The organism is Desulfotomaculum copahuensis (genome assembly GCF_001655685.1).
GTDB classification, from domain to species: Bacteria; Bacillota; Desulfotomaculia; order Desulfotomaculales; family Desulfovirgulaceae; genus Desulfotomaculum_G; species Desulfotomaculum_G copahuensis.
Map to the genome: position 1 here is coordinate 38,256 of NZ_LYVF01000069.1, position 22,384 is coordinate 60,639.

Sequence of the window (22,384 nt, forward strand, 5' to 3'; positions counted from 1 at the left end):
TCTTCTACAACTAAGATACTGTCAGCAGCGGCATGTAAATAACTATGGTTTGCATCATGGCAATCATTACCGCTGCCATTCAGCTTCGGGGCGTACCCGGCAGCGCTGTATGGTAGAGGAGAAATTTTGATGAAGAAGGTATGTTTATGGAATTGATCCGGTTGGACAAGGTGGGCTTTACTTATCCGGATGGCACGGCGGCCCTGGAAAACATCGACTTTAACGTGTTTGCCGGGGAGCGGGTGGCTGTGCTGGGCGCCAACGGGGCAGGCAAGTCAACCCTTTTTCAGCTTTTCAACGGCCTGCTGCAGCCTTCAGTGGGACGGGTGCTGGTCAAGGAACTGCCGGTGGAAAAGAATAATTATAAAACGGTAAGACGCATCGTCGGCATGGTGTTCCAGGATCCTGACGACCAACTGTTTTCGTCTTCGGTACGCCAGGAGATCAGTTACGGTTTGCTCAATCTGGGCCTGCCCCGGGAATCGATCGGGGAAACCGTACGCTGGGCGCTGCAGGTGGTCGGCCTGGCGGGATATGAGGATAAAAGCCCGTACAATCTCAGCGGCGGGGAAAAGAAAAGGGTGGCCCTGGCCAGCGTGCTGGCCATGAAACCGGAAGTGCTGGTTCTGGATGAGCCGACCGCCGCCCTGGATCCCCGGGGCGTGGCGCAGTTAATCGAATTGCTTAATGAAATCAACCGGCAGCTGAATATCACCCTGGTTTTTGCCACCCACGACGTGGATGTGGTGCCGCTGCTGGCAGACCGGGTGTATGTGATGAACCGGGGCCGGATTGTTCTCACCGGGTCCACCACGGAAGTGTTTTCCGATGTGGGCGCCATTCGCGGGAACAACCTCCGCCTGCCCCGGGTCGCCCACCTGGTGGAATTGCTGCAGCGGGACCGGATGCAGGAGAAAGCTGCCTTGCCCCTGACCATCGGGCAGGCCAGGAAAGCGATCCGGACCATGAACGGGTGAGGGACGGGAAATAGTATCACGAAAGCGGCCAGGATGTCTCATGAACAACCGCCTGCGGACATACACTGGAAGGTAGGGAAGGTGATTTTATGCCTTTATACCGCCAGTATAGTCCGGGGCGGAACTTTTACCGCCGGTTAATCATTGGAGGCATGATGCTGTCACTGATTTTATTGTTTTCCGAAGCCGCCCCGGCCGGCATAGGCAGGCTTATTTCCATCTCATTGAGTTACGCCGCCAGAGGACTGAGAAAAAACATCTCTACCCTCCAAGAAATGATGGATCCACGAAGCATGCTAGATGAAGCAATTCCTGTGCTTACATGGATTAATCCGCCCAAACAGAAGCCAGAGGTCACCGGCTTGCAAACCATGCTGGCTGTTTTGCAAAAACAGCTTTTTTGTTGGGAGTCCCCCCGGGCCATGTTGCAATCCCAGATGGCGCTGCTTGCGCTGCAGCCGGCAAATGCCAATTCCTCCGCAAGTAGCTTTTCATTCCATCCGCACCCGGTGGACGTGCCGTATTTGTTGGACGACAAGCAGTTGAAAAACGTGCCGGCGGTAACCCCGGCGGAAATTTGCTACCATCCGGTCAAAAACCCGGCCGCGGTACTGGCCTGGCTTGCCGCAAGGCATTCGATGGAAGCGGCGCCCGGCTATTTAAAAGCGCTGGACTTCGCCGGCAGACAGTTTGACGTCAACCCGCTCTTACTGCTGGCGATTACCGGGCAGGAGCAATCCTTTGTTCCCGTGGATGCGGCCGGCGCCCGGGAAATGATCAAGAATCCGTTTAATGTTTATTATTCCTGGCAGGTGTTTGCTCCCGGGTTCGCCAAAGCGGCGCTGATTGCATCGCAAACAGTAAGGCACCTCAGTTACGGCTGTCCGGCGGGGATGAATCCGGTGCACTGGATTGACTCGCCCCGCAACCCCCGCTCCCGGTATGCACAGGATACCAACTGGTGGCGGGGTGTCTCCATATTCTTGACAGAGCTGGAAAACCTGGATAAGGGCACTAAAACGCATAATGCCAGGGCCGGGTGAAATCCGGACCGGGCGGGCAATCCCGGCAGTGTGGTTCAATAGGGCTTTTTATTGAGCATAGATGATCAAAAACCGCATGCCGGCCGGGTATTGACAAACTATTGGTCCGGGGCGGTGATCGGTCCCGGACGACAAATTTAATAAAAAATACTCTTGCATATTCTCCAGACCGGTTATATAAAAAATATTCTTGCATATTCTCCAGACCGGTTATATAATTACTAGGAAAGCTGAATAAAGCCATTCCTTCGTTAGGTGAGGCTCCTGCATAGACAGACGCCACTGCCCGGAAACGTCGAAAGACGCCAATGGGCCAACAGGTATTACCGGCTTAAGGTTCTACCTAGTGTGGCTGAGAAAAAGTCTAATCTCTAAGCTGTGCAGTGCCAAAGCTCAACGAGCGGGAGGATGGGCATATACGTTTGTGATGTCTGGTCTTCCTGCGGGAAGACTTTTTTGATCCCTCACCGGCGCTCCCGGCGCCGGGAATCTCAGGGTGGAAAGGTGATGGTCGCGAGATGTCTGATTACGAACCTCCAGGTCGACGACGGCGGATCGACAAGTGCATAGGGCAAGGGCACAAGGCTGCCACGGGCCGGATCAGAATCATCGATGGACCAGTCACCGGTTTTTACTCCTGACCTGCATCGTCAATGAACCGTCCATTCAGCATTCTGTATTTCCGATCGCCCGCGCGCGCCCGTCCACTGCCTGCAAATCAAATGCGGCAGTGTGATTTGCCGTGCCCGCGGAACCGGTTGTAATTAACAGAAAACAAAATGAATGGAGGTAATTAAAATGACGAGCTTTGCCTGCAACGCGGCAGAAATAGAATTCCTGGTGGTCCATCCTTTGTTTGATGAACCGGAAGAGAAGAAAGATGTGGATGCCGCTGGTGCCATGAAAATGACTAAAAGCGTTAAATACTCTTTGATGGCCCTGCGCATGTACTTGATCTTCATGGTCGGTCTGGTTTTTTACCGCGTACTTTCTGGAATGTAGCCTGTAAATTGCACCTGTTTAAGAGATAACTGAATAAAGCCATTCCTTCGTTAGGTGAGGCTCCTGCATGGACAGACGCCACTGCCCGGAAACGTCGAAAGACGCCAGCGGGCCAACAGGTATTACCGGCTTAAGGTTCTACCTAGTGTGGCTGAGAAAAAGTCCGATCTCTAAGCTATGCAGTGCCAAAGCTCAACGAGCGGGAGGATGGGCATATACGTGTGTGATGTCTGGTCTTCCTGCGGGAAGACTTTTTTGATCCCTCACCGGCGCTCCCGGCGCCGGGAATCTCAGGGTGGAAAGGTGATGGCCGCGAGATGCCGGAGCATGAACCTCCTGATCGACGACGGCGGATCGACAAGTGCATAGGGCAAGGGCACAAGGCTGCCACGGGCCGGATCGGAATCATCGACGGACCAGTCACCGGTTTTTATTCCTGACCTGCATTTCACTGAGCCGTCCATTCATCATTCTGTATCTCCGATCGCCCGCGCGCCCGCCCACTGCCTGCCATCAAGTGCGGCAGTGTATTTTGCTGTGCCCGCGGCACCGATAGTGGTTAACAGAAAAACAGATGAATGGAGGTAATCAAAATGACGAGCATTGCCTGCAACACGGTAAAAAATTGCCTAAATTTTTGGCAATACCGGACTTATTTGCGTGATCGCGCGCCAAGAGTGAAATGCGAACATGGTTGTAATGTCAAGCAGGTTAAAACACCATGGACAAGACCGGGAAGTGGCTCCTTATTATGTAATTGGCAAACGGGAAGCGGCTCCTTATTATGCACTTGGCAAAGGAGATGACCGTAAAAGGCATGGCTGATGCGGTTGGAAAGAATGATACCGGAACACGGCGATTGCTTCATCACCATGTCTAGCCCTTTCATGGATTTGGAGGCGTCAAAGCCTTTATGCGACAATCCAAATCGTTCCCGGACCGGGTTTTGAGTTCTCTAGCGGTTCTATACTTTGATCCGAGGCGGTGATAAAGATGAGAGATTTTGAAAATGTTCAAGTGGATAGGGTAGCGGTACCAACGGGCGGCGATGTTTTGACCAGAAGCCGCGTTGTTAGAAATCCGGTATGGAGAAACATCCTGCATTTTTTAATGGTTTTCGGCCCCGGCCTGATAGTTATGGAAGCGGATAACGATGCCGGGGCGGTGTCGACCTACACACAAGCCGGCGCCCAATATGGTCTGCATCTGCTCTGGGTACTGCTGCTGCTCCTGCCGGTCACCTATTTCTGCCAGGAAATGGTGGCAAGGCTCGGGATTGCTACGGGCAAGGGGCATGCGGCCATGATCTATCAGCGGTTTGGGAAGTGGTGGGGCCATTTCTCACTCTTTGATTTACAGTTGGTCAACTTCTTCACCCTGGTTACGGAGTTCGCCGCTATCTCTCTTGCCCTGCAAAGGATGGGTGTGGCACCCCGGATTTCGGTTCCGACAGCTGCCATCGGGTTGATCATCCTGGTGACCACCGGCAGCTATCTCCGCTGGGAGAGAATCACTGTTGCGCTGTGCCTTCTCGACCTCACCTGGGTCATCTTCGCAATGCTGGCACATCCGGGTGCCGGAGCAGTGGCTTTAAACACATTTATTCCAAGCATACCCGAGGGGGGTGTCACCACCGATCTGGTATTCCTGGTTATTGCCATTGTCGGTACGACGATCGCCCCCTGGCAGCTCTTTTTCCAACAGAGTTGCGTGGCGGATAAGAAGCTCCGTTTCAAAGACTTGAAGTTTGCCAGGCTGGACGTCTTTATCGGAGCCTGCTTTACCATCATCGTGGCTGGTGGAATGATGATTGTCGGCAACGTCATGCGGATTCATCACATGAACTACGAAGATCCGGCGCAGTTGGCGGTGATGATCGCCCCGATTTTGGGCAACACGGTCAAAAATGGTATACTTCTACTGATGGTGAATGCTGCCGTGCTCGGTACAACCGCCATCTCTTTGTCCAGCGCCTGGGCCTATAGTGAGGTCAGGGGTTGGGAAAATAGCTTGCAGATGCCGTTCCGGAGTGCGCCCAAATTCTATCTCCTGTATATTGCGGCCGTGCTGCTGGCAGCTGCTATTGTATTAATTCCCAACGCACCGCTACAAACGATCATTATCGGTGTGCAGGTTCTGGCCGGGCTGATGTTGCCATCGGCGATCATTTTTCTGCAACTGCTTCTTAACGACAAAGAGCTTTTGGGAGAAGAGTATGTCAATAAACGCTGGAACAACGTCATCAACTGGATTATCATCATTATACTCTTCATACTGTCGATAACTCTGGCAGTTCAGGTGATCTTACCCAGTCTGTTCTCCAGTTACACAAGTTAGATTTGTAATTACATTTATCAATTCTGTAACACCTTTTATATAATTTTGTAACAATAAGGGTATAAAATCAAAGTCAATGAATGCAAGTTCCGCCTCCTTCATGTTTCTTCTTTTTGATGTATCCCCGCTGGCTTCCCCGGCGGGGCTTTGTATTGGAAGCGGGCGGCGGTTCCGGCAGGCGGCAAAATACTCTTGAAGGTGAAAATGGACGCTGTCGACCGGCGGCATTATCAGTCACCGCAGGGCAAAACCGGCCTTTATGAATGTACAATAATCAGATTATTTTTGACCGGGGCGGTTTGTCTGTTTTCCATTCCCGGACGGGAATATTATTTTTGAGGGGGTTATACGGATGCATGCAGCTTTGGCGGGCGGGATAATCATATTTATTGCCGGTCTTCTGATTAAATATGGCCGGCTTTTCATGCGGATGGCCGCAAACGATCCGGCATTTGCCGGGGAAGAAAGGAAGCTGGAGCTAAGGAGAATGGAAAGCCTGGCCGGTAATGGTTTGCTGGTCATGGGTCTGGTCCTGCTGGCCGGGGGCATACTTGCCCGGTATGGTTATCCGGAGGCCACTGATACGGCGTGGTTTATATTTCTTCTCATTGGATTATTCATTATTTTCCGGGCCGATCGCCGGAAAGGTTAAAACAACGGATCCTGCGATCCGTTCAAGGACATGCTGATCCCCGGGCACCCCGGTGCCGGTAACGGCGGCCGGTGCCGGCCGCCGTTTCCAGCTTAAAGCGTGGGCAGGTTGTCCAGGTTGTTTTCAGCTGTTGCGTCCGGGTTGCTGCGCAGGTATTCGCGGCCGTTTCTCGCCCTGGCCACGTTTACCCCGGCGATCCGGCCGTCTTTGGCCATCATGATCGCTTCGCCGATGTTATAGACATTGCCGTTGATCATTACGTCGGTGATATCGCCGGCTGAGTTTTTCTTGACCCTTTCAATTCTGGCCTGTTCCATTTCCGGATCCCTCCCGGGCTTATTATGTCCGGTGGCGGGAATAGTTATTTCTGCCGCAATGATAATTTGATATAATTCAGTAAAACGGTAAGGGAGCTGGTTGATTTGGCCGGTGTTTTACTGGCGGCCGTCGCCAATGATTTATTGCTGGATGCCCTGCGCCGGGCGGCGGAGCAACCGCTGGTTGTTTTCGGCACCATGGACGGGAAAACGCTGGGGTCAATGAGCGGGGGGGAAGGCGTCTATTTTTATGAATGCGACTGAGAAGTGGGCCGTAAAGTGGTTGCCGTGGGCAGCCTGAAAGATGTCTGGACGCTGACGCCGGAAGAAATGGAGGGCATTGAGGATATGGCCGGTCTGGAAGACCGTTTCGCCCGCCGCTTCGGCTTTCCATGGACGGCAGTGATGACCGGCGGGGACAGGCCTTTCCCCTGGCACCGCGACTGGGACGCCTATCTGGCCGTGCAGGACATGAAAAAATATCCTTTTCTGTTGACACTGCCTGATTTGATGCAGGACCTGAGTTCCCGGGGGATAAAAGTTTACCAAACCATTATCGGTTAGAACTGATTGTTATTTTACCGGAATTTGCAGCCTGACAGAATAGTTGGTAAATTTATTGTCAATCATCCTGCCGGCGGGGGTATTTTTTCTTGACGAGCCCACCGGCCTAAGATATAATAGGTGTGGCAAAACTGTAGTCCCACGCACCGGATAACGCCTTGTTCCGTTTAGAGAAAAAGGATTGCCGGGGTATGAATTCTTTCCCGGCTTTGTTGTTTAACGGTAAAGGGCTTTTCTTTTTCTGTATTGCCGCGGGAATGCTGGACAGATAAAGCGGGGGGGATATCGTGAGCCTGAACGCACAGATTGATGTTGCCGGCAGTTTTCAGTTGATGGTGGATGAAGAAGTGGTGGAATTTGCCCGTGAGGGTGACGATGCGGCACTTGAATATTTAATCAACAAGTACAAGAATTTTGTCCGGGCCAAGGCGCGTTCCTATTTCCTTATCGGGGCCGATCGGGAGGACATCATCCAGGAGGGTATGATCGGTTTATACAAGGCAATTCGTGATTTTCGCATGGACAAGCTGTCCTCGTTCCGGGCTTTTGCCGAATTATGCATCACCAGGCAGATCATCACTGCCATCAAAACTGCCACCCGGCAGAAACACATTCCCTTGAACTCCTACGTCTCCCTGAATAAACCCATTTATGATGAAGATTCCGACCGCACTTTGCTGGATGTCATTTCCGGCACCAAAATCACCGATCCGGAAGAACTGATCATCAGCCGGGAAGAATTTTATGACATTGAGGAAAAAATGGGCGAAATCCTCAGTTCCCTGGAGTGGCAGGTGCTCATGTCGTACCTGGAAGGTAAATCGTACCAGGAAATAGCCGAGGATTTAAAGCGTCACGTCAAGTCCATCGACAACGCCCTGCAGCGGGTAAAGCGAAAATTGGAAAGGTACCTGGAAAAACGTGAAGCTTAAAATTTAATCAGTTATCCGGTTGAAAGGTTTACTCTTCAGGGGTGAACCTTTTTTATCTTGCGGGGCATTATTTCATCCGCCACGGCCGTACCGGAAATGACCACCGCTTCAATCCCCGGTCCCGGCCACGCCGAGGCGCCGGTGAGCCACAGGCCGGGGATGGGCGTCTTGCGGTCCAGCCATTGCGTGCCCTGTGCGCCGGTTTCCGGTTCCAGGCCGTAAATGGCGCCGGCGGTATTCCAGGTATAACGGTAAAAAGTGCGCGGAGTGGCCGCTTCGGCATGCACGATATGCTCTTTGATACCGGGTGCCACTTCTTCCACATAGTCAAGCATGATCCGGGTGAGTTGTTCCTTGAAGGCCAGATAGTCCTGGCGGGCCATACAGGCGCAGTGTTCCGCCGAAAGGCGGGTCAGGGTGATCATGGTCAGATCCGCGGCACCCGGGGGCGCCAGTTCCGGATCCAGGGCGGCGTTGCTGATCAGCACAAACCCGCCGATACCCAGGGAATCACCGGGTAAACGTCCGGCCGGCTGCACAAAGGTGCGTTCCGGCAGCCCGGACGGACGGTCCAGGGCCATATAAAGGGCAAAGGCCGACGGTGAGGGACGCAGCTTTTCCACCCGGCCGGTATACGGCCGGGGTAAATTTTCTTTGCCCACCAGTTGAAAAAAGGTCTGCCGCGGATCGGCATTGCTGATTACTACCGGGGCCACCAGACAGGTGTCATTGTGCACATAAATCCCGGCCACCCGGCCTTCTTTCAAGATAATACGGCCGGCCGGCGAGTTCAGGCGTACTTCCCCGCCCCGTTCGCGTACGGCGTCCGCCAGCACGTCGGCCAGGCGCTGGCTGCCGCCTGCCGGGTAAACGCCTCCTTCGATGTAATAGCCCATCAACGGGATCATCGCGGCAGCGGGTGTGTCCGGACCGCGGTCGCCCAGGTAGGCAGTAAGCAGGGTCAAAATGTCGAAAATGAATGTGTCCCGGACCCGGCGGCGGATATATTCACCCCAGGTATAGCGCGTGGCCAGGTAATAATCGGGGTGGGTCCGGGGGTAGCGCAGGGCTTCTTCCACCGTGCCCGGCGGTCCCGGAATCCCGCCGGTGCTTTTCACATCCTGATAGAGTTGATGGTAGGCAGCTTCCAGTTCAGCCATCAAGGTGCGGATGCCTTCCTCCTCTTGCGGGGCCAGGTCGACGAGCAGGTTGGTAAATGAAATATAATTGTCCGGAATGTCCAGTGTGCCCATGGGTGTACAATAGCGTTGCTGATGCCGGTGGAACCGGATGCGCTGCCGGACGCCCAGTTCCTCAAGCAGCAAGGTGACCGGTCCGTTGGGGCCGCACCCGCTGATCGATTCCACCCCGCCGTCGAAAGTGTAGCCCTTGCGCACAAATGAGGTGCAATAACCGCCGGGCTGGTGCTGTTTTTCCAGCACGCACACCTTGAGTCCCCGGTCCGCCAGGCGGGCGGCTGCCGTCAGGCCGCCGATTCCGGCGCCGATCACGATCACGTCGAAGCGATCTCTTGACGGCACCCGGTGCACCACCGCCAGCGGTGCGGACAAGCCGCCGGTGGGCGCTGCACCGGCTGGTTCCGTCCCGTTCGCATCCTGATCCGGCAGACGGCAAATTTCAGTGCCCTGGAAGGGCTCCTCCCGGATTGCCCGCCAGGTCTCGAAGTCGGGGTTTTCCCATTGGGGGCGGAGGGACTTTTCCCTGTGCAGCCGGATGGCAATGGCGCGGCGGGGGTAAAACCGGGGCCAGATTATGGTAAACGCCAACGCCGCCAATGTGCCCGGGTGAAGATACAGTAAACGCCACGGGCCGGCGGGAAGGATTATCGCCATCACAGCGCCGTAGGTAAAAGCCACCGTCCAGGCCAGGGTGATGTGTATATTGGTGGCCACGAAAAGCGGTTCGGTCCAGAGCTGCGGCGGCCAGTCCTCCCGCGCGTACTGCAGGGTGAAAGGCGAGCCGGCTAAAAGGGAAAACAAGGCCATGGCGGCCAGGGCGGCAAAAGCCAGCACGTTTTGCCAACGGATAAACCATGCCGCATGCAGGAGGAAAACCAGCCCGGCGGCCAGCAGGAAAAAAGCCGCGGTGAAGCCGTCCATGATCTTTTGCTGCCGCCGGCGCCATAGCCGCCAGAAAAGAATAAGCGAAACGGCCAGACCGCCGGTCAGACCCCAGGGTGCCGGCAGGACCCAGTACAGGATCCAGGGGACAAAGGCCGGTAAAATGTTCGCCATACCACGGCCCCGGCCGGCGTCCGGCCTGTATGCCGTCTCATTGCCGGGCGGGGCTTCCTCCGGGTGCCTGTTCAAGCGGCCCATCTCCCTTCCGCTGGTCATTAATTGGCGTTGGGCAATGTATTTTCCTGCCGTAAAAAGGGGGAAAATATAATATTTGTTACCTGGGGCGGGTAAAATGAGTCTATGGTAATATCCGGCGCGGATATTTTACCTGACTGCGCCGGCGGGGCCGGGGCGGACAAAAACGGGAATCAGTCTTCCTCCCGGCCGGTAAAGGCTGCTACTATTTCCCTGGCCCCCCGTACTTTACCGGCCGGTACGCGGATCTCCACGGCTACCACCGGCCCCATAAATATTTTCAGGTAATTGTTGATCCCGGAATACGTTAAATCCACCGGAATGCCCTCGTTTTCCAACAGCCCGGCAATCATGCCGGCTTCAATTTCATTGGCCGCCACGCATAACTTTTCCCATTTCATGCCTTCATCCCCTTTTATGATCATTTTAACATATATTTTTGATCGGTTATTTTCTGATAGACTGATTTTTTTAAGGAAATACTATCAATGTGTAATAAAAAAGTAGTATTTACAATTCCTATTAATAAGTGATAAAATGTTTCCAGCCCAGGGAATTTACTCTGGCCATCCCGTTTACAAGGAGAGAATCAAAATGCCTGCAGTGGAAATTTTAAAGGACGTTTACTGGGTAGGGGCGGTGGACTGGAATATCCGCTATTTCCACGGCCCGGCTTACTCCACCCACCGGGGTACCACCTACAACGCTTATCTGATCCGGGATGAGAAAACAGCACTGGTGGACACGGTATATAAACCGTTCACCGGGGAACTGGTACGCAACATCGAGGAAATTGTTCCTCCCGGTGATATTGATTATGTGGTGGTCAACCATATTGAAAGCGACCACTCCGGCGCCTTTCCCGAAATCATGAAGCTGGCCCCCCGGGCGAAGGTCTTCTGCACCCAGAAGGCGGCCGACGGTTTGCGCAAGCTTTACTTCGGCGACTGGGACTTCAACATCGTCAAGACGGGGGACAGGCTTTCCCTGGGCAGGCGCACCCTGACTTTTATCGAGGCGCCCATGCTGCACTGGCCGGATTCCATGTTCACTTATGTGCCGGAGGAAGCGCTGCTGTTGCCCAACGACGCCTTCGGCCAGCATCTGGCTTCCACGTTCCGTTTTGAAGATCAGGTGGACGGTTCCATGCTCATGGAAGAGGCGGCCAAGTACTACGCCAACATACTTTATCCCTTCAGCTCGCTGGTGTTGAAGAAACTGGAACAGGTGCGGGAGATGGGAATTGAAATAAAAATGATCGCGCCCAGCCACGGCATGATCTGGCGCCGTGACCCGGGTAAAATAGTAGCCGCCTATCTTAAATGGGCCGGCGGCGAGGCCGACCCGAAAGTGGTCATTGCCTACGACACAATGTGGCAGAGCACGGAAAAAATGGCCCACGCCATTTTGCAGGGCATTGCCGCGGCCGGCGTGGAAGCCAAACTGTTCAAGATGTCCGTGTCCGACCGCAACGATGTGATCAAGGAGTTGCTCAACGCCCGGGCAATCCTGGTCGGTTCGCCCACCATCAACCGCGAGTTTCTGCCCACCCTGGCCCCCCTGCTCGATGACCTGCGCGGACTGAAACCAACCAAAAAAATCGGCCTGGCTTTCGGTTCCTATGGCTGGGGCGGCGGCGCCGTCAAGGCGATTGAAGAAAGATTGAAAGGGGCCGGCGTGGAATTGATCGAGCCGGGCCTGGGCATCAACTGGGCGCCAACGGAAGCTGTGCTGGAACAGTGCGTGGCCCTGGGCCGGCGGGTGGCGGAGGCGGTCAACGCCCGGTAGGCCGGTGCGGAGCCGTCCCCGGCTTTTGTCGGGAAGCGGTTGAGGACAGGTAAATACAGCGGCCGGCCGTCCGGCCGGACGGAAAAACCCCGGACTTAAAAGTACCGGGGTTTTCGGCCGGCAGGCGAGTTATGGCGCAAGAAATTCATACACCCCGATGATAATCAGCAGCAATCCGGCCGCCAGGCCGGCCCGGTCGCCCAGCCAGCGGGAGGCGTATCGGTTGCCGAATTGGATGCCGCCCTTGAGGGTGAGCAGGCTGAAAATGCCCACCAGGGCGGTGGTCAGCCAGGGGTTCAAACCGACCATGCCGGCGCCCAGGCCGGTGGAAAGATTGCTCATGGTCAGAGCCAGGCCGAGAATGACGGCTTCGTAAGGACTGATATGGCCGGAGTAATCCATGTCCGCCCGGTACGGCTCCCGGGCCACTGCAGCCAGGGTGTTGAATTGAGTGAGCAGGCGGATTTTCCCCGCCCCGGTCAAGGGCGGATATTCACCGGCAGTCGTTTTACCGCTGCCGGTGTTTTTCTTTTTATCCCGCAGTATTACCCAGAGGCCGGCAGCGATCATGATCAGCGAACCCATGCTGTTAGACACGCCGGCGGGCAGGTAAAGAGCCACCAAACCGCCGATGGTCATGGAGAGCAGCGTGCCGGTGCTGGTGATTACGGCCACAATCAAATTGGCACTGTGTGGAAGGTTGATTTTTCTGGTGCCGTAAGAAATACCGACGCCCAGATTGTCCAGGTTGGAAGACAGCGCCAGCATGAACATGGAAAGGAAATGCACATCCAACCCTCCAGGAATCAGTTTCGGGCAAAAATATGTCCGCCGGGACAAACGGGATCACCCCGGGGGAGGTGGTACTGCTTTGATGGCTGCATGTTAACTTATGCGCCGGTAAAGCCCAAGGTGCCAGGCAATTTCAGACAGCTGATTAATCATGTAATTCGCTTGTTTTTAAATGTTTCCTGTGCTGGAAGCGGCAAAACAAGAATAAAGTGTTGTTTTGGCGATGGCACTTGCCGTGGCAGCCGGCCGGCGATAAAATAAGAGCATGGTTTTGGACTGCCTTTTAGTGGAATAAACTATTAAAAAGTTATGGCGGGGAGGATGGCCGGATGGCAAAAAAAAGGGTGGCAGTGATTTTCGGCGGCCGTTCAGGGGAGCACGAGGTGTCGCTGAATTCGGCGGCATCGGTGATGGATGCTTTGGACAGGGAAGTATACGAAGTGCTGCCGGTGATGATTACCCGGGAAGGCCGGTGGCTGGCGGGGGTGGAACCGGCCCGGGCATTGGCCGGCGGGGAGGCGGGCGGTGTGCCGGTGACATTGCCGGCCGATCCCGCTTGTGAAGGGTTTGTGCATACAGAGGACGACGGCGGGCCGGCGGGCCGGGTGGGTGGCCGCATTGATGTGGTCATTCCGGTGCTGCACGGTACTTTTGGCGAGGACGGCACAGTGCAGGGCCTGCTGGAGCTGGCCAACATACCCTATGTGGGGGCTGGTGTAATGGCATCGGCAGTGGGGATGGACAAAATCATCATGAAAACCGTCTTTGCCCAGAACGGACTGCCCCAGGTAAAATTCCGGCATTTTTTGCGCACGGATTGGGAGCGCGAGCGGGACGCGGTGCTGGAAGACGTTGAACAACTGGGTTATCCCTGTTTTGTCAAGCCGGTCAATCTCGGTTCCAGTGTGGGCATTTCCAAGGCACGCAACCGCGGGGAACTGGTGCAGGCGATTAATCTGGCCGCCGGGTACGACCGCAAGGTTATTGTGGAAGAATTTGTGGACGCCCGGGAAGTTGAAGTGGCCGTGCTGGGCAATGATTATCCGGTCGCTTCCCTGCCGGGCGAAATTATTCCCCTGAACGAGTTTTACGATTACGAGGCCAAATATGTGGAAGGCCGGTCCCGGCTGATTATTCCCGCCCCGCTGCCGCCGGAAACCATGCTGCAGATTCAAAAATTGGCGGTGCGGGTGTTCAAGGCGCTGGACTGCGCCGGTATGGCCAGGGTGGACTTTTTTGTGCGCCGGAGCGACGGTACGGTGCTGGTGAACGAGATCAACACCATTCCCGGTTTCACCCGTACCAGCATGTATCCCAAGCTTTGGGAGGCCACCGGGATTATGTACGGGGATCTGTTGAACCGGCTGATCGCCCTGGCCCTGGAGCGGCACGAGGAGAAAAACCGTTCACAGACCACCTTTCAAACGTCCGGAAAGTAAACTTGAGTCGCCGCGGGCATTACCGCCGCCCGCGGCGTTACGCCGGCGGGACCGGCTGTTTGGGAGGGAAAAAAAACCATGTACAAATTCAAAGTCATTGCCACCATTGTGGAGATCCGGGGGGAAGGCAAGTGCTCATACGGCCACCGGGTGGGGGATACTTTTGAATTTACTCAATTTACACCCGGCGGATTATGCCAGTACGCTTATGATGCCATGCGTTCAGCCGTGGCCGCTTTGCTGTACGGCGGGAATTTCCCCTGGTTGGAAAACAGTGATGTGACCACCTGGGCCTGCCCGGATCCGGACCGGCCGGTAATTTTCGAGTTGCGGCGGATACCGGCGGACGATTAGACTCCGGGACGAAGGACGCTTCAAAAATTATGGTCTTCCCATTGTGTCATGCGGTAATCCAGAGCGGGCTGATCATTCCGGTCAATGTTCCCGCGGGTTGAATCTTGCCGCATCCGCCGTTCCTCCGGCGCATAGCGGCGGGAAATAGCGGGAATATAATCAGTAACGGAATACTGTTTTAGTATAATAGTTAACGGGGGCTGGCTGTTTTGGGCAGGCAACAGGAAAACACCGATCCGCGGCATGAGCGGGATGATTCTTTCCGTACCACTTTACCGGGCCGGGAAGGGCCCGCCCGTCTGTTTTTGATGGGGCGGTTTTTACTGCAGGCCTTCCCGGCCGTGGCCCGGGAACTGAAAGGTTGGCGTCAGCTGGCGGTCGCCTGCCCGGATCCCCGCCTGCGGCAGATGGCCCTGGCCAGCATCGGCGGCAAGACCTTCCATTGCCAGGGAGGCAGTGTTTTCAGCGCCTGGACCGGGGCGCACCGGCGCGAACTGGTTCAGGCCATAGTGGCCCTGCAGACCATCAGCGACTACCTGGACAACCTCTGTGACCGGGCCGGAGTGCAGGACGAAGCAGGCTTCCGCCGGCTGCACCAGGCTTTCCTGGATGCCCTGCGCCCGGAAGTTCCCCCGGGCGATTACTATGACCGTTACCCCTACCGGGATGACGGCGGTTACCTGGAGCGGCTGGTGCGCACTTGTCAGCGGGCTCTGGCCGCCCTGCCCGCCTACCCTCCGGTTATGGAGGAGGCCGGCCGTCTGGCCGCGCTGTACTGCAACCTGCAGGTGTACAAGCACATTGACTGGAGTTTGCGGGAAAAATGCCTCACCGGATGGCTGAACCCGCTGCTGGCCGGTTTTCCGGAAAGGCTTTACTGGTGGGAGTTGGCCGCCGCCACCGGTTCCACCCTGGGCATTTTCGCCCTTTTCGCCCTGGCCGCCCGGGGCGGCTTCGGCGCAACAGATGTGCACCGGATTACCGGCGCTTATTTCCCCTGGATCGGCGGGCTGCATATTCTGCTGGACTATTTTATCGACCAGCAGGAGGACCGGCAGGGCGGGGACCTGAACTTCGTCTCGTACTACCGGGACGGAGAACAGGCGGCCGGACGGCTTGGCCTTTTTTTGAGCCGTTCCCTGGAGCTGAGCGCCGGACTGCCTGATCCTTACTTCCACCGTACTGTGGTGCAGGGCCTGCTGGCCATGTACCTGTCGGATCCCAAGGTGGCCGCCCAGGGGTTGGGGGAAACCGGCCGTTTACTGCTGCAGGGCGGGGACAGGGGGGCTCGCGGCCTGTTCCGGTTGTGCGCCTGCCTGCGCCGGGCCGGTGTGGTCTAGTAGATGCAGCGGAAACAGCACTTTTTGGGCGACCATGGCCAGACTGTCTCTGGCCTTGCCGGCCGGCAGGCCTTCCAGCGCCTCCTGCGCGAGCCGGACCTGTTTTTGCGCCGCCTGTCCGGCGTACTCCAGGCAGCCCAGTTCCCGGGCCTGTGCCACCAGTTCCCGTCCCTGGTCCGCGGTCAGGCCGCCCCGGCGCAGTTTTTCCTTCCATTGCCCGGCCCGGGGTGAAACTTCCAGGAAATGCAATACCGGCAGGGTTAAGATCCCCTGGCTCAAATCCTGCAAACAAGGTTTACCAAGTAATTCGGACCGGCCGGCCAGATCCAGCAAATCATCGACCACCTGAAAGGCGCAGCCCAGGTGGGTGCCGTACCGGGAAAGCCTGACCAACTGGGTGCGCTTCATGCCGCATAATATGCCGCCGCTCTGACAGGCCACGTCAATTAAAGCGGCTGTTTTTTTGGCGATGTGGGCAAAATAGGCCTCCTCGCAGAAGTTGACAACCGACAGCTCCTGGATTTCCCCCTCGCACATGGTACGGATGGCCCGGGTAATGATGCGTAAAATGCCCTTTTTAGTGTCGGCCAGCAATCCGAAGGCGGTGGCGAAGAGGTAGTCCCCGGTGAGCACGGCGGGCACGGCTCCGCACAGACGGTGCAGCGCCGGCCGGGAACGGCGCGTGGCGGCGTTGTCCAGCACGTCGTCGTGGACAAGCGAAGCCAGGTGGATCAATTCAACGGCTGCGGCCACCCGGGTTACTTCCGCCGGATCCGCCGGGTAAAACCCCGCCGTGATGGCGACCAGCGCCGGACGCAGGCGTTTGCCTCCCGGCAGGGAATGGGCGATTAACTGCTGTACCAAAGGTTCGGCGCTGGCCGTGGCGTTGTCCAGCAGTTCTTCCAGTCCGGCCGGTTGCGGCAGTTCCGGCGCCAAAGAAAATGTCAAGTGCACTCTCTCCCCTGCAATGGATTGAAAAGTTGTTTCTAGTATGATCTTTTCCACGGCGGTCAATGCCTGGAAGAGAGAATTTTGTGCACGGGGGAAGTCCAGTTGGCGACCCCTTTTATAATAGAGAATTATGGACAAGGACCACCTTGTAATATCTTTATTATAAGGGGTTTTTTCTTTTATTCCATGCCGGTTGCGCGTTCGGCCGCGCTGTGGGGGCATGTGCTGACCTCGTTGGTATCCAATGCGATTTCAGTTGTCATAATCATTCTCATAGCGCTCATTATGGGCTTCTGCTCGTCGGCAGGAGTATTGTCATGGCTTGCCGGGGCCTGTTCGCGTCTTTGCCGAAAACCAGCCGGTGACTTCGATTGTCAACGCCACCCGCGCGTTATTAATCAGACGGTAGGTAATGACATTTGGGTCGCACTTGCGTGGTGCTCAGGGATACTGATCGTCGCGTATCTGTTTGCGATGCGCGCATACAAACGTAAAGCAGTTTAATGTTTACCGGGTTTACGGTTACCGGCTCTTTAGTTTTTAATTCATAAGTTATCCAGGAATTCCCGGGGTAACTTTTTAATCAGCAACACGGGAATGGATGAACGGTTAAACACGGTTTGGGACAGTCCGCCGAAAATCATGCTTTTAAGGTCGATGGGTCCCCGCGCGCCCATGATGATTAACTTGCAGTCATTGTCCACGGCGTAATCGATAATGGCGTTGGCGACATCGGAAACCGTGGTGCTTCCATAGCGGATCTTCTGGTTGACTTTGCAACCACGGGAGGTGAAAATTTCATTTGTTTTTTCCAAAATCTCCCGGGTTTGTTTTTCAGCCTCGGGATCGTAAATGTACCAACCCGTGCTTTCGATACCCGTGGAGCCCTCATGTTTTTCCTGCACGTATATTATGGTCAGCTCCATACCCGGCATGATTTTCATCAAGGTGGCCGCGTAAACCGCCGCGGAAAGGGAATGATTGGAACCGTCGGAATAAAGCAGCACTTTAAACCTGGTGGTTTGCTCCGGGAAATATGAAACCTGTTCCATTAAAAAGCCTCCTTCAATAGATACGGATATGGACTAATTTTTATAATAATACGATAATACGTTTTTCTTTGCAATCTATTGGCGGTAAACGACTCTTTTTCGCCGCTTTACCGCTTGCCAGGCAAGTCAATTGTTTCACAATTCCCTGCGGACACCAGGCCTGTTTTTGCGCGTTTTTGTACGGACCAGGCTCTGCGCCAGTTGCACTTCCGCTACGTCCACAAGTATTCTCTGAGCACTGCCCGGGGAGCATTCCGAGGAAAGTTAAATCGTTGTATTGGCGGACCGGCAGTTGAAATGTAGCCACTTAATTGGTATAATGTAGTTACGTTGGGGGTGACTTATCATGGCTGATGTAGGAATCAGGGAAATCAAAAACAGTTTGAGCCATTATCTGGGGCGGGTAAAAAAGGGGGAAACCTTCATTATTACAGACCGCGGGGTCCCCGTTGCCCGCTTGCTGCCCATCCAGGTTGATGTTCCCGAAGGAATAAACGCGATGCTTCAGGCCGGTCAGGTTTCCTGGGGGGGGAGCAAGCCCCGGGGTTCAGTATGCCGTCCCCGTTTGCAGGGGGGGAAGACCCTGGCCGCAGTAGTAGCGGAGGATCGTAGATGATTGCCTACCTTGATACCAGCGCTCTGGTTAAGTTGTATGTTGACGAGAATGGTTCCGGACTGGTGCATGATATGGTGGATGCGTCATTGATTGTCGCTACATCTAAAGTCGCTTTTGCGGAAGCACGTTCCGCCTTTTTCCGTGTGTTTAAAGAGGGGTTTTTGGATGAAGGGGCTTATCTGCAAATTGTCAGTATATTTCTCGCCGACTGGGACCATTATCTTTGTATTGAAGTGTCCGGTGAAGTAATCCGCTTGGCGGGTGAACTGGTGGAAAAATATCAGCTGCGTGGTTTTGATGCCATCCATTTATCTGCCGCCCATATTCTGAAACAACAGGTAAAGGCGCCGGTTGTTGCCGCCTGCTGGGATGCCCGTCTCTGGGAAGCATTTCAAAAAAGCGGTTTCACTGTAATTCCGGCAGAAAAACCGGGATCCGGTTAGTTGTGAAAAGCTCCCTGTTTTCCAGGGTTTTTTTACTTCCATCCGAAACAATGGTAACCGTTTACCCGTTTACTGGAAACAATGATTTGCCATGCATAACCGCTCAGCGAAAGGAATGATAGTTATTGAACCTTCCGCCATTCACTCTGGAACGCTGGTTCGCCAGGTATGAGTTTGAGGTAGACATTAATCTTTGCGCCAGCTGCGCTCCCGCCACGTCCACAGACGACATTTTAAGCCTGGCCGGCGAACAGGCACGGGAAGATTACCTGCATCTGGGACTGGACTACATCCCCAATCCGGGGACCGGTGAATTAAGACGTCAGGTTGCCGGTCTTTACCATGATCTTGATGAAGAGTACATACAGGTGACTACCGGCGCCTCGGAAGCCATTTTTCTGCTTATGAACTGCCTGTTTTCCAACGGCGACAATATCATCGTTCAACAGCCGGCCTACCAGTCCCTTTATGCGGTGGCAGGCGCGGCGGGCGTACAGATTAAAGCCTGGCCGTTACAGGGAGAAGAGAAATTATATATGGATCCGGACGCCCTGAAGGGTCTCATTGACTCCCGCACCCGGGCGGTGGTGGTGAACAACCCCCACAACCCCACCGGGTACATCATGTCCCGGCAGGAAATGGACCGGCTGGTGGAGGTGGTGGAGCACTGTGGTTTGTGGTTGATCTCCGATGAAGTATATCGGGGCATAATCTATAACCCGCCGGACGAACTGCCGGCCGCCATAGACCTTACGCCCCGGGCAATCTGCACCGGTGACATGACCAAGCCCTATGGGTTGGGCGGGCTGCGGACAGGCTGGCTGGCCGTCCGGGACAAGCAGTTGCTGAGCGCCTGCGGCGCCATGCGTGATTACACCACCATGTGCAACGCCGCTCCGGCTGAATTTCTGGCCGTCCTGGCCCTGCAGCACCGGCGGGAGTTGTTGGAGAAAAAGCTTGCTGTGGCAAAAGAAAACTTGGCGCGGTTGGCGGACTTCATGAATGAACGGCCGGGTTTGCTTTCCTATATACCGCCCCGGGGCGGGTTTACCGTATTTCCCCGCTACCATCAGCCCGTAGATTCCACCACATTTTGCCGGGGACTGGTGGAGAGGAAAAGCGTGCTCCTTTTGCCCGGCGCCGTTTTCTCCCGGGAAAACCACTTCCGCCTGGGGTTGGGCGTGGAGCCGGCCGTTTTCCGGCGGGGGCTGGAACTGTTCGGGGATTATTTGGCGGAAAGTGATTATAGTTAATTCCTACGGGGGCGCAGTAATTAAAACTTTTACCCTGAAACTTTTTGAGGCGGCCGGTGTAATAGGATCGGGGAAAGGGTAAAAGGGGAGATTCATTTGGACACTGATGATCGTCAACTGGTGCTCAAGTGCCGGGAGGGCCGGGAGGAAGGGTACCGCCTGCTGCTTACCCGGTATGAAGGCTACATTTACAGCCTGTGCTACCGGCTTGCCGGCCGGCGGGAAGACGCCCTGGAACTGTCCCAGGAAGCTTTGCTCAAGGTTGTTACCGGGATCAAGAGCTTTCAAGTGAACCGCCCTTTTAAACCCTGGCTGCGTCAGGTGGTGATCAACACCTGTCTGAACTTTCTGCGCCGCCATACGCCGGAAACCCTTTCCCTGGACCAGCCGGTCGGTGAAGATTTCTCCCTGGGCGATACTCTGGCTACCCGCAGCAGTGACGACCCGCAGGCGCAGGTGGAATGGATGGAAACCCGGCAGGCGCTCCGCATGGCCTTGAGCCGCCTGCCGCCCCTGTTCCGCCTGGTGCTCACCCTGCGCCACCAGGAAGAAATGAGCTATCAGGAGATTGCGGACGCCACCGGCCTGCCGCTGGGAACGGTGAAAACTTATCTTTTCCGCGCCCGCAACCTGCTCCGGCAATCCTTAAGCGATCTCTACGGTTGGGAGGTGAACGGCCGTGCCCTGTGACGCTGAACTGTTGCAGGCCTACCTGGACGGTGAACTGTCAGAACAGGCGGCCCGGGAATTAAAAGGGCACCTGGCCGGGTGCCGCGCCTGCCGCGGCGAACTTTCCCGGTTGAAGCTGCTCTGGTTTGAGCTGTCCCGGCCGGAGGAGGTTCCCCTCCCTCCCGAACTGCCCTATATCCGGCAGCAGGTGATCGCAGCCGCCGGACCGGGACGGGGCGGGCCGGCGGAAGAAAGATCCGGTTTTTGGGAATTGCAAAAGCTGGCCTGGCGTCCGGTCACCCTTACCACGGCTTACCTGCCCGGGGCCGGGGAAATAAAGGAATTGATCCTGGCGGCCGGGCGGGAACTGCCCGGGTTGCTGCTTGGTTCTTTAAACCTCACCGGCCGCCTGTGGCAAAGGGGGCGCTCCATTAAGAAAGGGCGTGGCCCGCGGTGACCGTCCTGCTCATTTTGTTCGTTATCATACTCGCCCTGCTGATCATCCTGGCCCTGCCGGTAACCTTTTGGGGCCGGGTCCGTCTGAACGAAAAACTGGCCGGCGAGGGAGAACTGGCCTGGGCGGGTGGTTTGGTCGCCGCCCGGTTGGGCATGCTTGACAATAAACCGGCCTTCTCCCTGCGGGTTGGCCGCTGGACCGGGCGCCCGCCCCGGTCCGGACGGAAAAAACCCGCCCGCCCCAAACAAGAGAAAAAACGTAAACCGGATCAAACCCGGAACGCTTTCCGGATCAAGCGGTTGGCGCCGTTCCTGGACGGCCCGCTGCTCAAGAGGGCTTTTGCCTATCTGCGCCGCATCTGGCGTTCCCTTGATTTAAAGCTCAGACTGGAAGGGGAGTACGGGACGGGTGATCCGGCGCTGACCGGTTACCTTACCAGCCTTGTGTCCGCCCTGCACGACAGCCGGCTGGAATTGCACTTGCGTCCCAACTTTGCGGAAACTGCCCTGGACCTGCGGGGGGAAGTGGGCGGCCGGCTGGTTCCGGTCCGGTTTCTATGGTTGACCGGCGGCTTCCTGCTGGCCGCCCCCGTCCGGCGTCTCTGGTGGTCCAGGATAATTAAACGAAAAACTAAAGTCAGGGAGGTTTTTTAGAATGATTAAGGAAAACATCGAAGCGATAGTTTCCCGGCTGGAGAATCTGATCACCACCAAAACCATCGTCGGTGATCCGATTACCAGCGGCAACATTACCATCATTCCGATCATCTCGGCCAGCTTCGGCTTCGGCACCGGCAGCGGGGAAGGCACCGACCCCTCCAGGGGCGGCGGCAAAGGCGGCGGCGGCGGGGCCGGGGCCAGGATCAATCCCACCGCACTGATCATCATCCAGGAAGGGGAAGTCCGGGTGTACTCCCTGGCCCAAAAAGGCACTCTGGAAAAACTGGCCGAACTGGTCCCCGAGGCATTGTCCAGGTTTGGCATTGATAAACCAAAGACGGATTGTTGCAAATAACGGGAACTATGGATAAGCTGGAAAGCAGGCCGACCGGTGATGGACGGCCTGCTTTC

General features: G+C 55.8%; 25 protein-coding genes, 1 pseudogene and 2 riboswitches. Of the genes and pseudogenes, 20 read left to right on the forward strand and 6 right to left on the reverse strand.

The annotated features are described in order from the left end of the window. Positions 1-146: 146 nt before the first annotated feature. The 5 genes from A6M21_RS05830 (at position 147) to A6M21_RS05850 (ending at position 6,011) form a co-directional block, all read left to right on the forward strand. The gene (locus A6M21_RS05830; RefSeq protein WP_066666942.1) at positions 147-977 is read left to right on the forward strand and encodes an energy-coupling factor ABC transporter ATP-binding protein; all 831 of its coding nucleotides are present in this window, start codon (positions 147-149) and stop codon (positions 975-977) included. 314 nt (positions 978-1,291) lie between these two features. After that, positions 1,292-2,020 carry a hypothetical protein gene (locus A6M21_RS05835; RefSeq protein WP_151191815.1) on the forward strand — a complete coding sequence of 243 codons (729 nt, stop codon included), beginning with the start codon at positions 1,292-1,294 and terminating at the stop codon, positions 2,018-2,020. A gap of 240 nt (positions 2,021-2,260) precedes the next feature. Next, a riboswitch (M-box (ykoK) riboswitch) is annotated at positions 2,261-2,433 on the forward strand. Positions 2,434-2,818: 385 nt separating this feature from the next. Beyond that, positions 2,819-3,022 (forward strand): hypothetical protein, encoded by a 204-nt coding sequence (locus A6M21_RS05840; RefSeq protein WP_066666944.1) that lies wholly within the window; start codon positions 2,819-2,821, stop codon positions 3,020-3,022. Between the two features lie 39 nt (positions 3,023-3,061). Next, positions 3,062-3,234, forward strand: a riboswitch (M-box (ykoK) riboswitch). Between the two features lie 781 nt (positions 3,235-4,015). Next, a complete protein-coding gene (locus tag A6M21_RS05845) occupies positions 4,016-5,359 on the forward strand; it encodes an Nramp family divalent metal transporter (protein ID WP_078060428.1) in 1,344 nt (447 codons plus the stop codon). 352 nt (positions 5,360-5,711) lie between these two features. Then, entirely contained in the window at positions 5,712-6,011 is a 300-nt protein-coding gene (locus A6M21_RS05850; protein ID WP_066666945.1) for a DUF3784 domain-containing protein, read from the forward strand. Positions 6,012-6,103: 92 nt separating this feature from the next. Here the strand turns inward: A6M21_RS05850 and A6M21_RS05855 are convergent, their stop codons facing one another. Then, positions 6,104-6,328 carry a DUF3892 domain-containing protein gene (locus A6M21_RS05855; RefSeq protein WP_066666946.1) on the reverse strand — a complete coding sequence of 75 codons (225 nt, stop codon included), beginning with the start codon at positions 6,326-6,328 and terminating at the stop codon, positions 6,104-6,106. 105 nt (positions 6,329-6,433) lie between these two features. On the opposite strand from A6M21_RS05855, the gene A6M21_RS18660 reads away from it, so the two are divergent. The 3 genes from A6M21_RS18660 to sigH all read left to right on the forward strand — a co-directional run bounded on the left by A6M21_RS18660 (position 6,434) and on the right by sigH (position 7,824). After that, complete coding sequence (locus A6M21_RS18660) at positions 6,434-6,592, forward strand: hypothetical protein (RefSeq protein ID WP_161486015.1); 159 nt, start codon at positions 6,434-6,436, stop codon at positions 6,590-6,592. A gap of 3 nt (positions 6,593-6,595) precedes the next feature. Then, positions 6,596-6,892: a hypothetical protein gene (locus A6M21_RS05860; RefSeq protein WP_066666947.1), complete on the forward strand. Its 297-nt coding sequence runs from the start codon at positions 6,596-6,598 to the stop codon at positions 6,890-6,892. 287 nt (positions 6,893-7,179) lie between these two features. After that, a complete protein-coding gene (gene sigH / locus A6M21_RS05865) occupies positions 7,180-7,824 on the forward strand; it encodes an RNA polymerase sporulation sigma factor SigH (protein WP_066666948.1) in 645 nt (214 codons plus the stop codon). 35 nt (positions 7,825-7,859) lie between these two features. Here the strand turns inward: sigH and A6M21_RS05870 are convergent, their stop codons facing one another. Together A6M21_RS05870 and A6M21_RS05875 are read right to left on the reverse strand one after the other, a co-directional pair. Further along, positions 7,860-10,154, reverse strand: coding sequence for a phytoene desaturase family protein (locus A6M21_RS05870; RefSeq protein ID WP_151191816.1), 2,295 nt, complete (start codon positions 10,152-10,154; stop codon positions 7,860-7,862). A 179-nt stretch (positions 10,155-10,333) separates the two neighbouring features. Continuing rightward, positions 10,334-10,561, reverse strand: coding sequence for a putative signal transducing protein (locus A6M21_RS05875; RefSeq protein ID WP_066666950.1), 228 nt, complete (start codon positions 10,559-10,561; stop codon positions 10,334-10,336). A 193-nt stretch (positions 10,562-10,754) separates the two neighbouring features. Here A6M21_RS05875 and A6M21_RS05880 point away from each other — a divergent pair, with 193 nt between their 5' ends. Further along, positions 10,755-11,948, forward strand: a complete 1,194-nt coding sequence (locus tag A6M21_RS05880; protein ID WP_066666951.1) for an FprA family A-type flavoprotein — start codon at positions 10,755-10,757, stop codon at positions 11,946-11,948. 129 nt (positions 11,949-12,077) lie between these two features. On the opposite strand, the gene ytaF is transcribed toward A6M21_RS05880, so the two are convergent. After that, positions 12,078-12,737 (reverse strand): sporulation membrane protein YtaF, encoded by a 660-nt coding sequence (ytaF, locus tag A6M21_RS05885; RefSeq protein WP_151191817.1) that lies wholly within the window; start codon positions 12,735-12,737, stop codon positions 12,078-12,080. 332 nt (positions 12,738-13,069) lie between these two features. Here ytaF and A6M21_RS05890 point away from each other — a divergent pair, with 332 nt between their 5' ends. From A6M21_RS05890 to A6M21_RS05900, 3 genes are all read left to right on the forward strand, one after another. After that, on the forward strand, positions 13,070-14,179 hold the full coding sequence (locus A6M21_RS05890) for a D-alanine--D-alanine ligase (RefSeq protein WP_066666952.1): 1,110 nt from the start codon (positions 13,070-13,072) through the stop codon (positions 14,177-14,179). A 78-nt stretch (positions 14,180-14,257) separates the two neighbouring features. Further along, positions 14,258-14,533 carry a TIGR04076 family protein gene (locus tag A6M21_RS05895; RefSeq protein WP_066666953.1) on the forward strand — a complete coding sequence of 92 codons (276 nt, stop codon included), beginning with the start codon at positions 14,258-14,260 and terminating at the stop codon, positions 14,531-14,533. A gap of 209 nt (positions 14,534-14,742) precedes the next feature. Continuing rightward, positions 14,743-15,873 carry a tetraprenyl-beta-curcumene synthase family protein gene (locus tag A6M21_RS05900; RefSeq protein ID WP_242868779.1) on the forward strand — a complete coding sequence of 377 codons (1,131 nt, stop codon included), beginning with the start codon at positions 14,743-14,745 and terminating at the stop codon, positions 15,871-15,873. Here A6M21_RS05900 and A6M21_RS05905 read toward each other — a convergent pair. Next, complete coding sequence (locus A6M21_RS05905) at positions 15,793-16,821, reverse strand: polyprenyl synthetase family protein (RefSeq protein ID WP_066666954.1); 1,029 nt, start codon at positions 16,819-16,821, stop codon at positions 15,793-15,795. The genes A6M21_RS05900 and A6M21_RS05905 overlap by 81 nt on opposite strands. A gap of 168 nt (positions 16,822-16,989) precedes the next feature. Here A6M21_RS05905 and A6M21_RS19080 point away from each other — a divergent pair. Beyond that, positions 16,990-17,328: pseudogene (locus A6M21_RS19080) on the forward strand (ABC transporter permease); the annotation flags it as partial. Positions 17,329-17,369: 41 nt separating this feature from the next. On the opposite strand, the gene A6M21_RS05910 reads toward A6M21_RS19080, so the two are convergent. Then, positions 17,370-17,876 (reverse strand): universal stress protein, encoded by a 507-nt coding sequence (locus A6M21_RS05910; RefSeq protein WP_066666955.1) that lies wholly within the window; start codon positions 17,874-17,876, stop codon positions 17,370-17,372. Between the two features lie 346 nt (positions 17,877-18,222). Here A6M21_RS05910 and A6M21_RS05915 point away from each other — a divergent pair, with 346 nt between their 5' ends. The 7 genes from A6M21_RS05915 to A6M21_RS05945 all read left to right on the forward strand — a co-directional run bounded on the left by A6M21_RS05915 (position 18,223) and on the right by A6M21_RS05945 (position 22,328). After that, positions 18,223-18,492 (forward strand): type II toxin-antitoxin system Phd/YefM family antitoxin, encoded by a 270-nt coding sequence (locus A6M21_RS05915; RefSeq protein WP_066666956.1) that lies wholly within the window; start codon positions 18,223-18,225, stop codon positions 18,490-18,492. Continuing rightward, positions 18,489-18,935 carry a type II toxin-antitoxin system VapC family toxin gene (locus tag A6M21_RS05920; RefSeq protein ID WP_066666957.1) on the forward strand — a complete coding sequence of 149 codons (447 nt, stop codon included), beginning with the start codon at positions 18,489-18,491 and terminating at the stop codon, positions 18,933-18,935. The genes A6M21_RS05915 and A6M21_RS05920 overlap by 4 nt, the downstream gene beginning before the upstream one ends. Before the next feature lie 125 nt (positions 18,936-19,060). Further along, the gene (locus tag A6M21_RS05925) at positions 19,061-20,188 is read left to right on the forward strand and encodes an aminotransferase class I/II-fold pyridoxal phosphate-dependent enzyme (RefSeq protein ID WP_066666958.1); all 1,128 of its coding nucleotides are present in this window, start codon (positions 19,061-19,063) and stop codon (positions 20,186-20,188) included. A 96-nt stretch (positions 20,189-20,284) separates the two neighbouring features. After that, positions 20,285-20,878 carry an RNA polymerase sigma factor gene (locus A6M21_RS05930; RefSeq protein WP_066666959.1) on the forward strand — a complete coding sequence of 198 codons (594 nt, stop codon included), beginning with the start codon at positions 20,285-20,287 and terminating at the stop codon, positions 20,876-20,878. Beyond that, entirely contained in the window at positions 20,868-21,314 is a 447-nt protein-coding gene (locus A6M21_RS05935) for an anti-sigma factor family protein (protein WP_066666960.1), read from the forward strand. The genes A6M21_RS05930 and A6M21_RS05935 overlap by 11 nt, the downstream gene beginning before the upstream one ends. Continuing rightward, entirely contained in the window at positions 21,311-21,967 is a 657-nt protein-coding gene (locus A6M21_RS05940) for a DUF2953 domain-containing protein (RefSeq protein ID WP_066666961.1), read from the forward strand. The genes A6M21_RS05935 and A6M21_RS05940 overlap by 4 nt, the downstream gene beginning before the upstream one ends. A 1-nt stretch (position 21,968) precedes the next feature. Further along, entirely contained in the window at positions 21,969-22,328 is a 360-nt protein-coding gene (locus A6M21_RS05945; protein WP_066666962.1) for a GerW family sporulation protein, read from the forward strand. Positions 22,329-22,384 lie beyond the last annotated feature (56 nt).

Excerpts from the sequence above, each read along its gene's own strand:
- A6M21_RS05855 (WP_066666946.1), bottom strand. The coding sequence starts at position 6,328 with ATGGAACAGGCCAGAATTGAAAGGGTCAAGAAAAACTCAGCCGGCGAT.
- A6M21_RS05910 (WP_066666955.1), bottom strand. The coding sequence starts at position 17,876 with ATGGAACAGGTTTCATATTTCCCGGAGCAAACCACCAGGTTTAAAGTG.
- A6M21_RS05890 (WP_066666952.1), top strand. The coding sequence starts at position 13,070 with ATGGCAAAAAAAAGGGTGGCAGTGATTTTCGGCGGCCGTTCAGGGGAG.
- A6M21_RS05945 (WP_066666962.1), top strand. The coding sequence starts at position 21,969 with ATGATTAAGGAAAACATCGAAGCGATAGTTTCCCGGCTGGAGAATCTG.
- A6M21_RS05845 (WP_078060428.1), top strand. The coding sequence starts at position 4,016 with ATGAGAGATTTTGAAAATGTTCAAGTGGATAGGGTAGCGGTACCAACG.
- A6M21_RS05915 (WP_066666956.1), top strand. The coding sequence starts at position 18,223 with ATGGCTGATGTAGGAATCAGGGAAATCAAAAACAGTTTGAGCCATTAT.
- A6M21_RS05875 (WP_066666950.1), bottom strand. The coding sequence starts at position 10,561 with ATGAAATGGGAAAAGTTATGCGTGGCGGCCAATGAAATTGAAGCCGGC.
- A6M21_RS05840 (WP_066666944.1), top strand. The coding sequence starts at position 2,819 with ATGACGAGCTTTGCCTGCAACGCGGCAGAAATAGAATTCCTGGTGGTC.
- A6M21_RS05880 (WP_066666951.1), top strand. The coding sequence starts at position 10,755 with ATGCCTGCAGTGGAAATTTTAAAGGACGTTTACTGGGTAGGGGCGGTG.
- A6M21_RS05895 (WP_066666953.1), top strand. The coding sequence starts at position 14,258 with ATGTACAAATTCAAAGTCATTGCCACCATTGTGGAGATCCGGGGGGAA.
- A6M21_RS05920 (WP_066666957.1), top strand. The coding sequence starts at position 18,489 with ATGATTGCCTACCTTGATACCAGCGCTCTGGTTAAGTTGTATGTTGAC.
- A6M21_RS05830 (WP_066666942.1), top strand. The coding sequence starts at position 147 with ATGGAATTGATCCGGTTGGACAAGGTGGGCTTTACTTATCCGGATGGC.
- A6M21_RS05850 (WP_066666945.1), top strand. The coding sequence starts at position 5,712 with ATGCATGCAGCTTTGGCGGGCGGGATAATCATATTTATTGCCGGTCTT.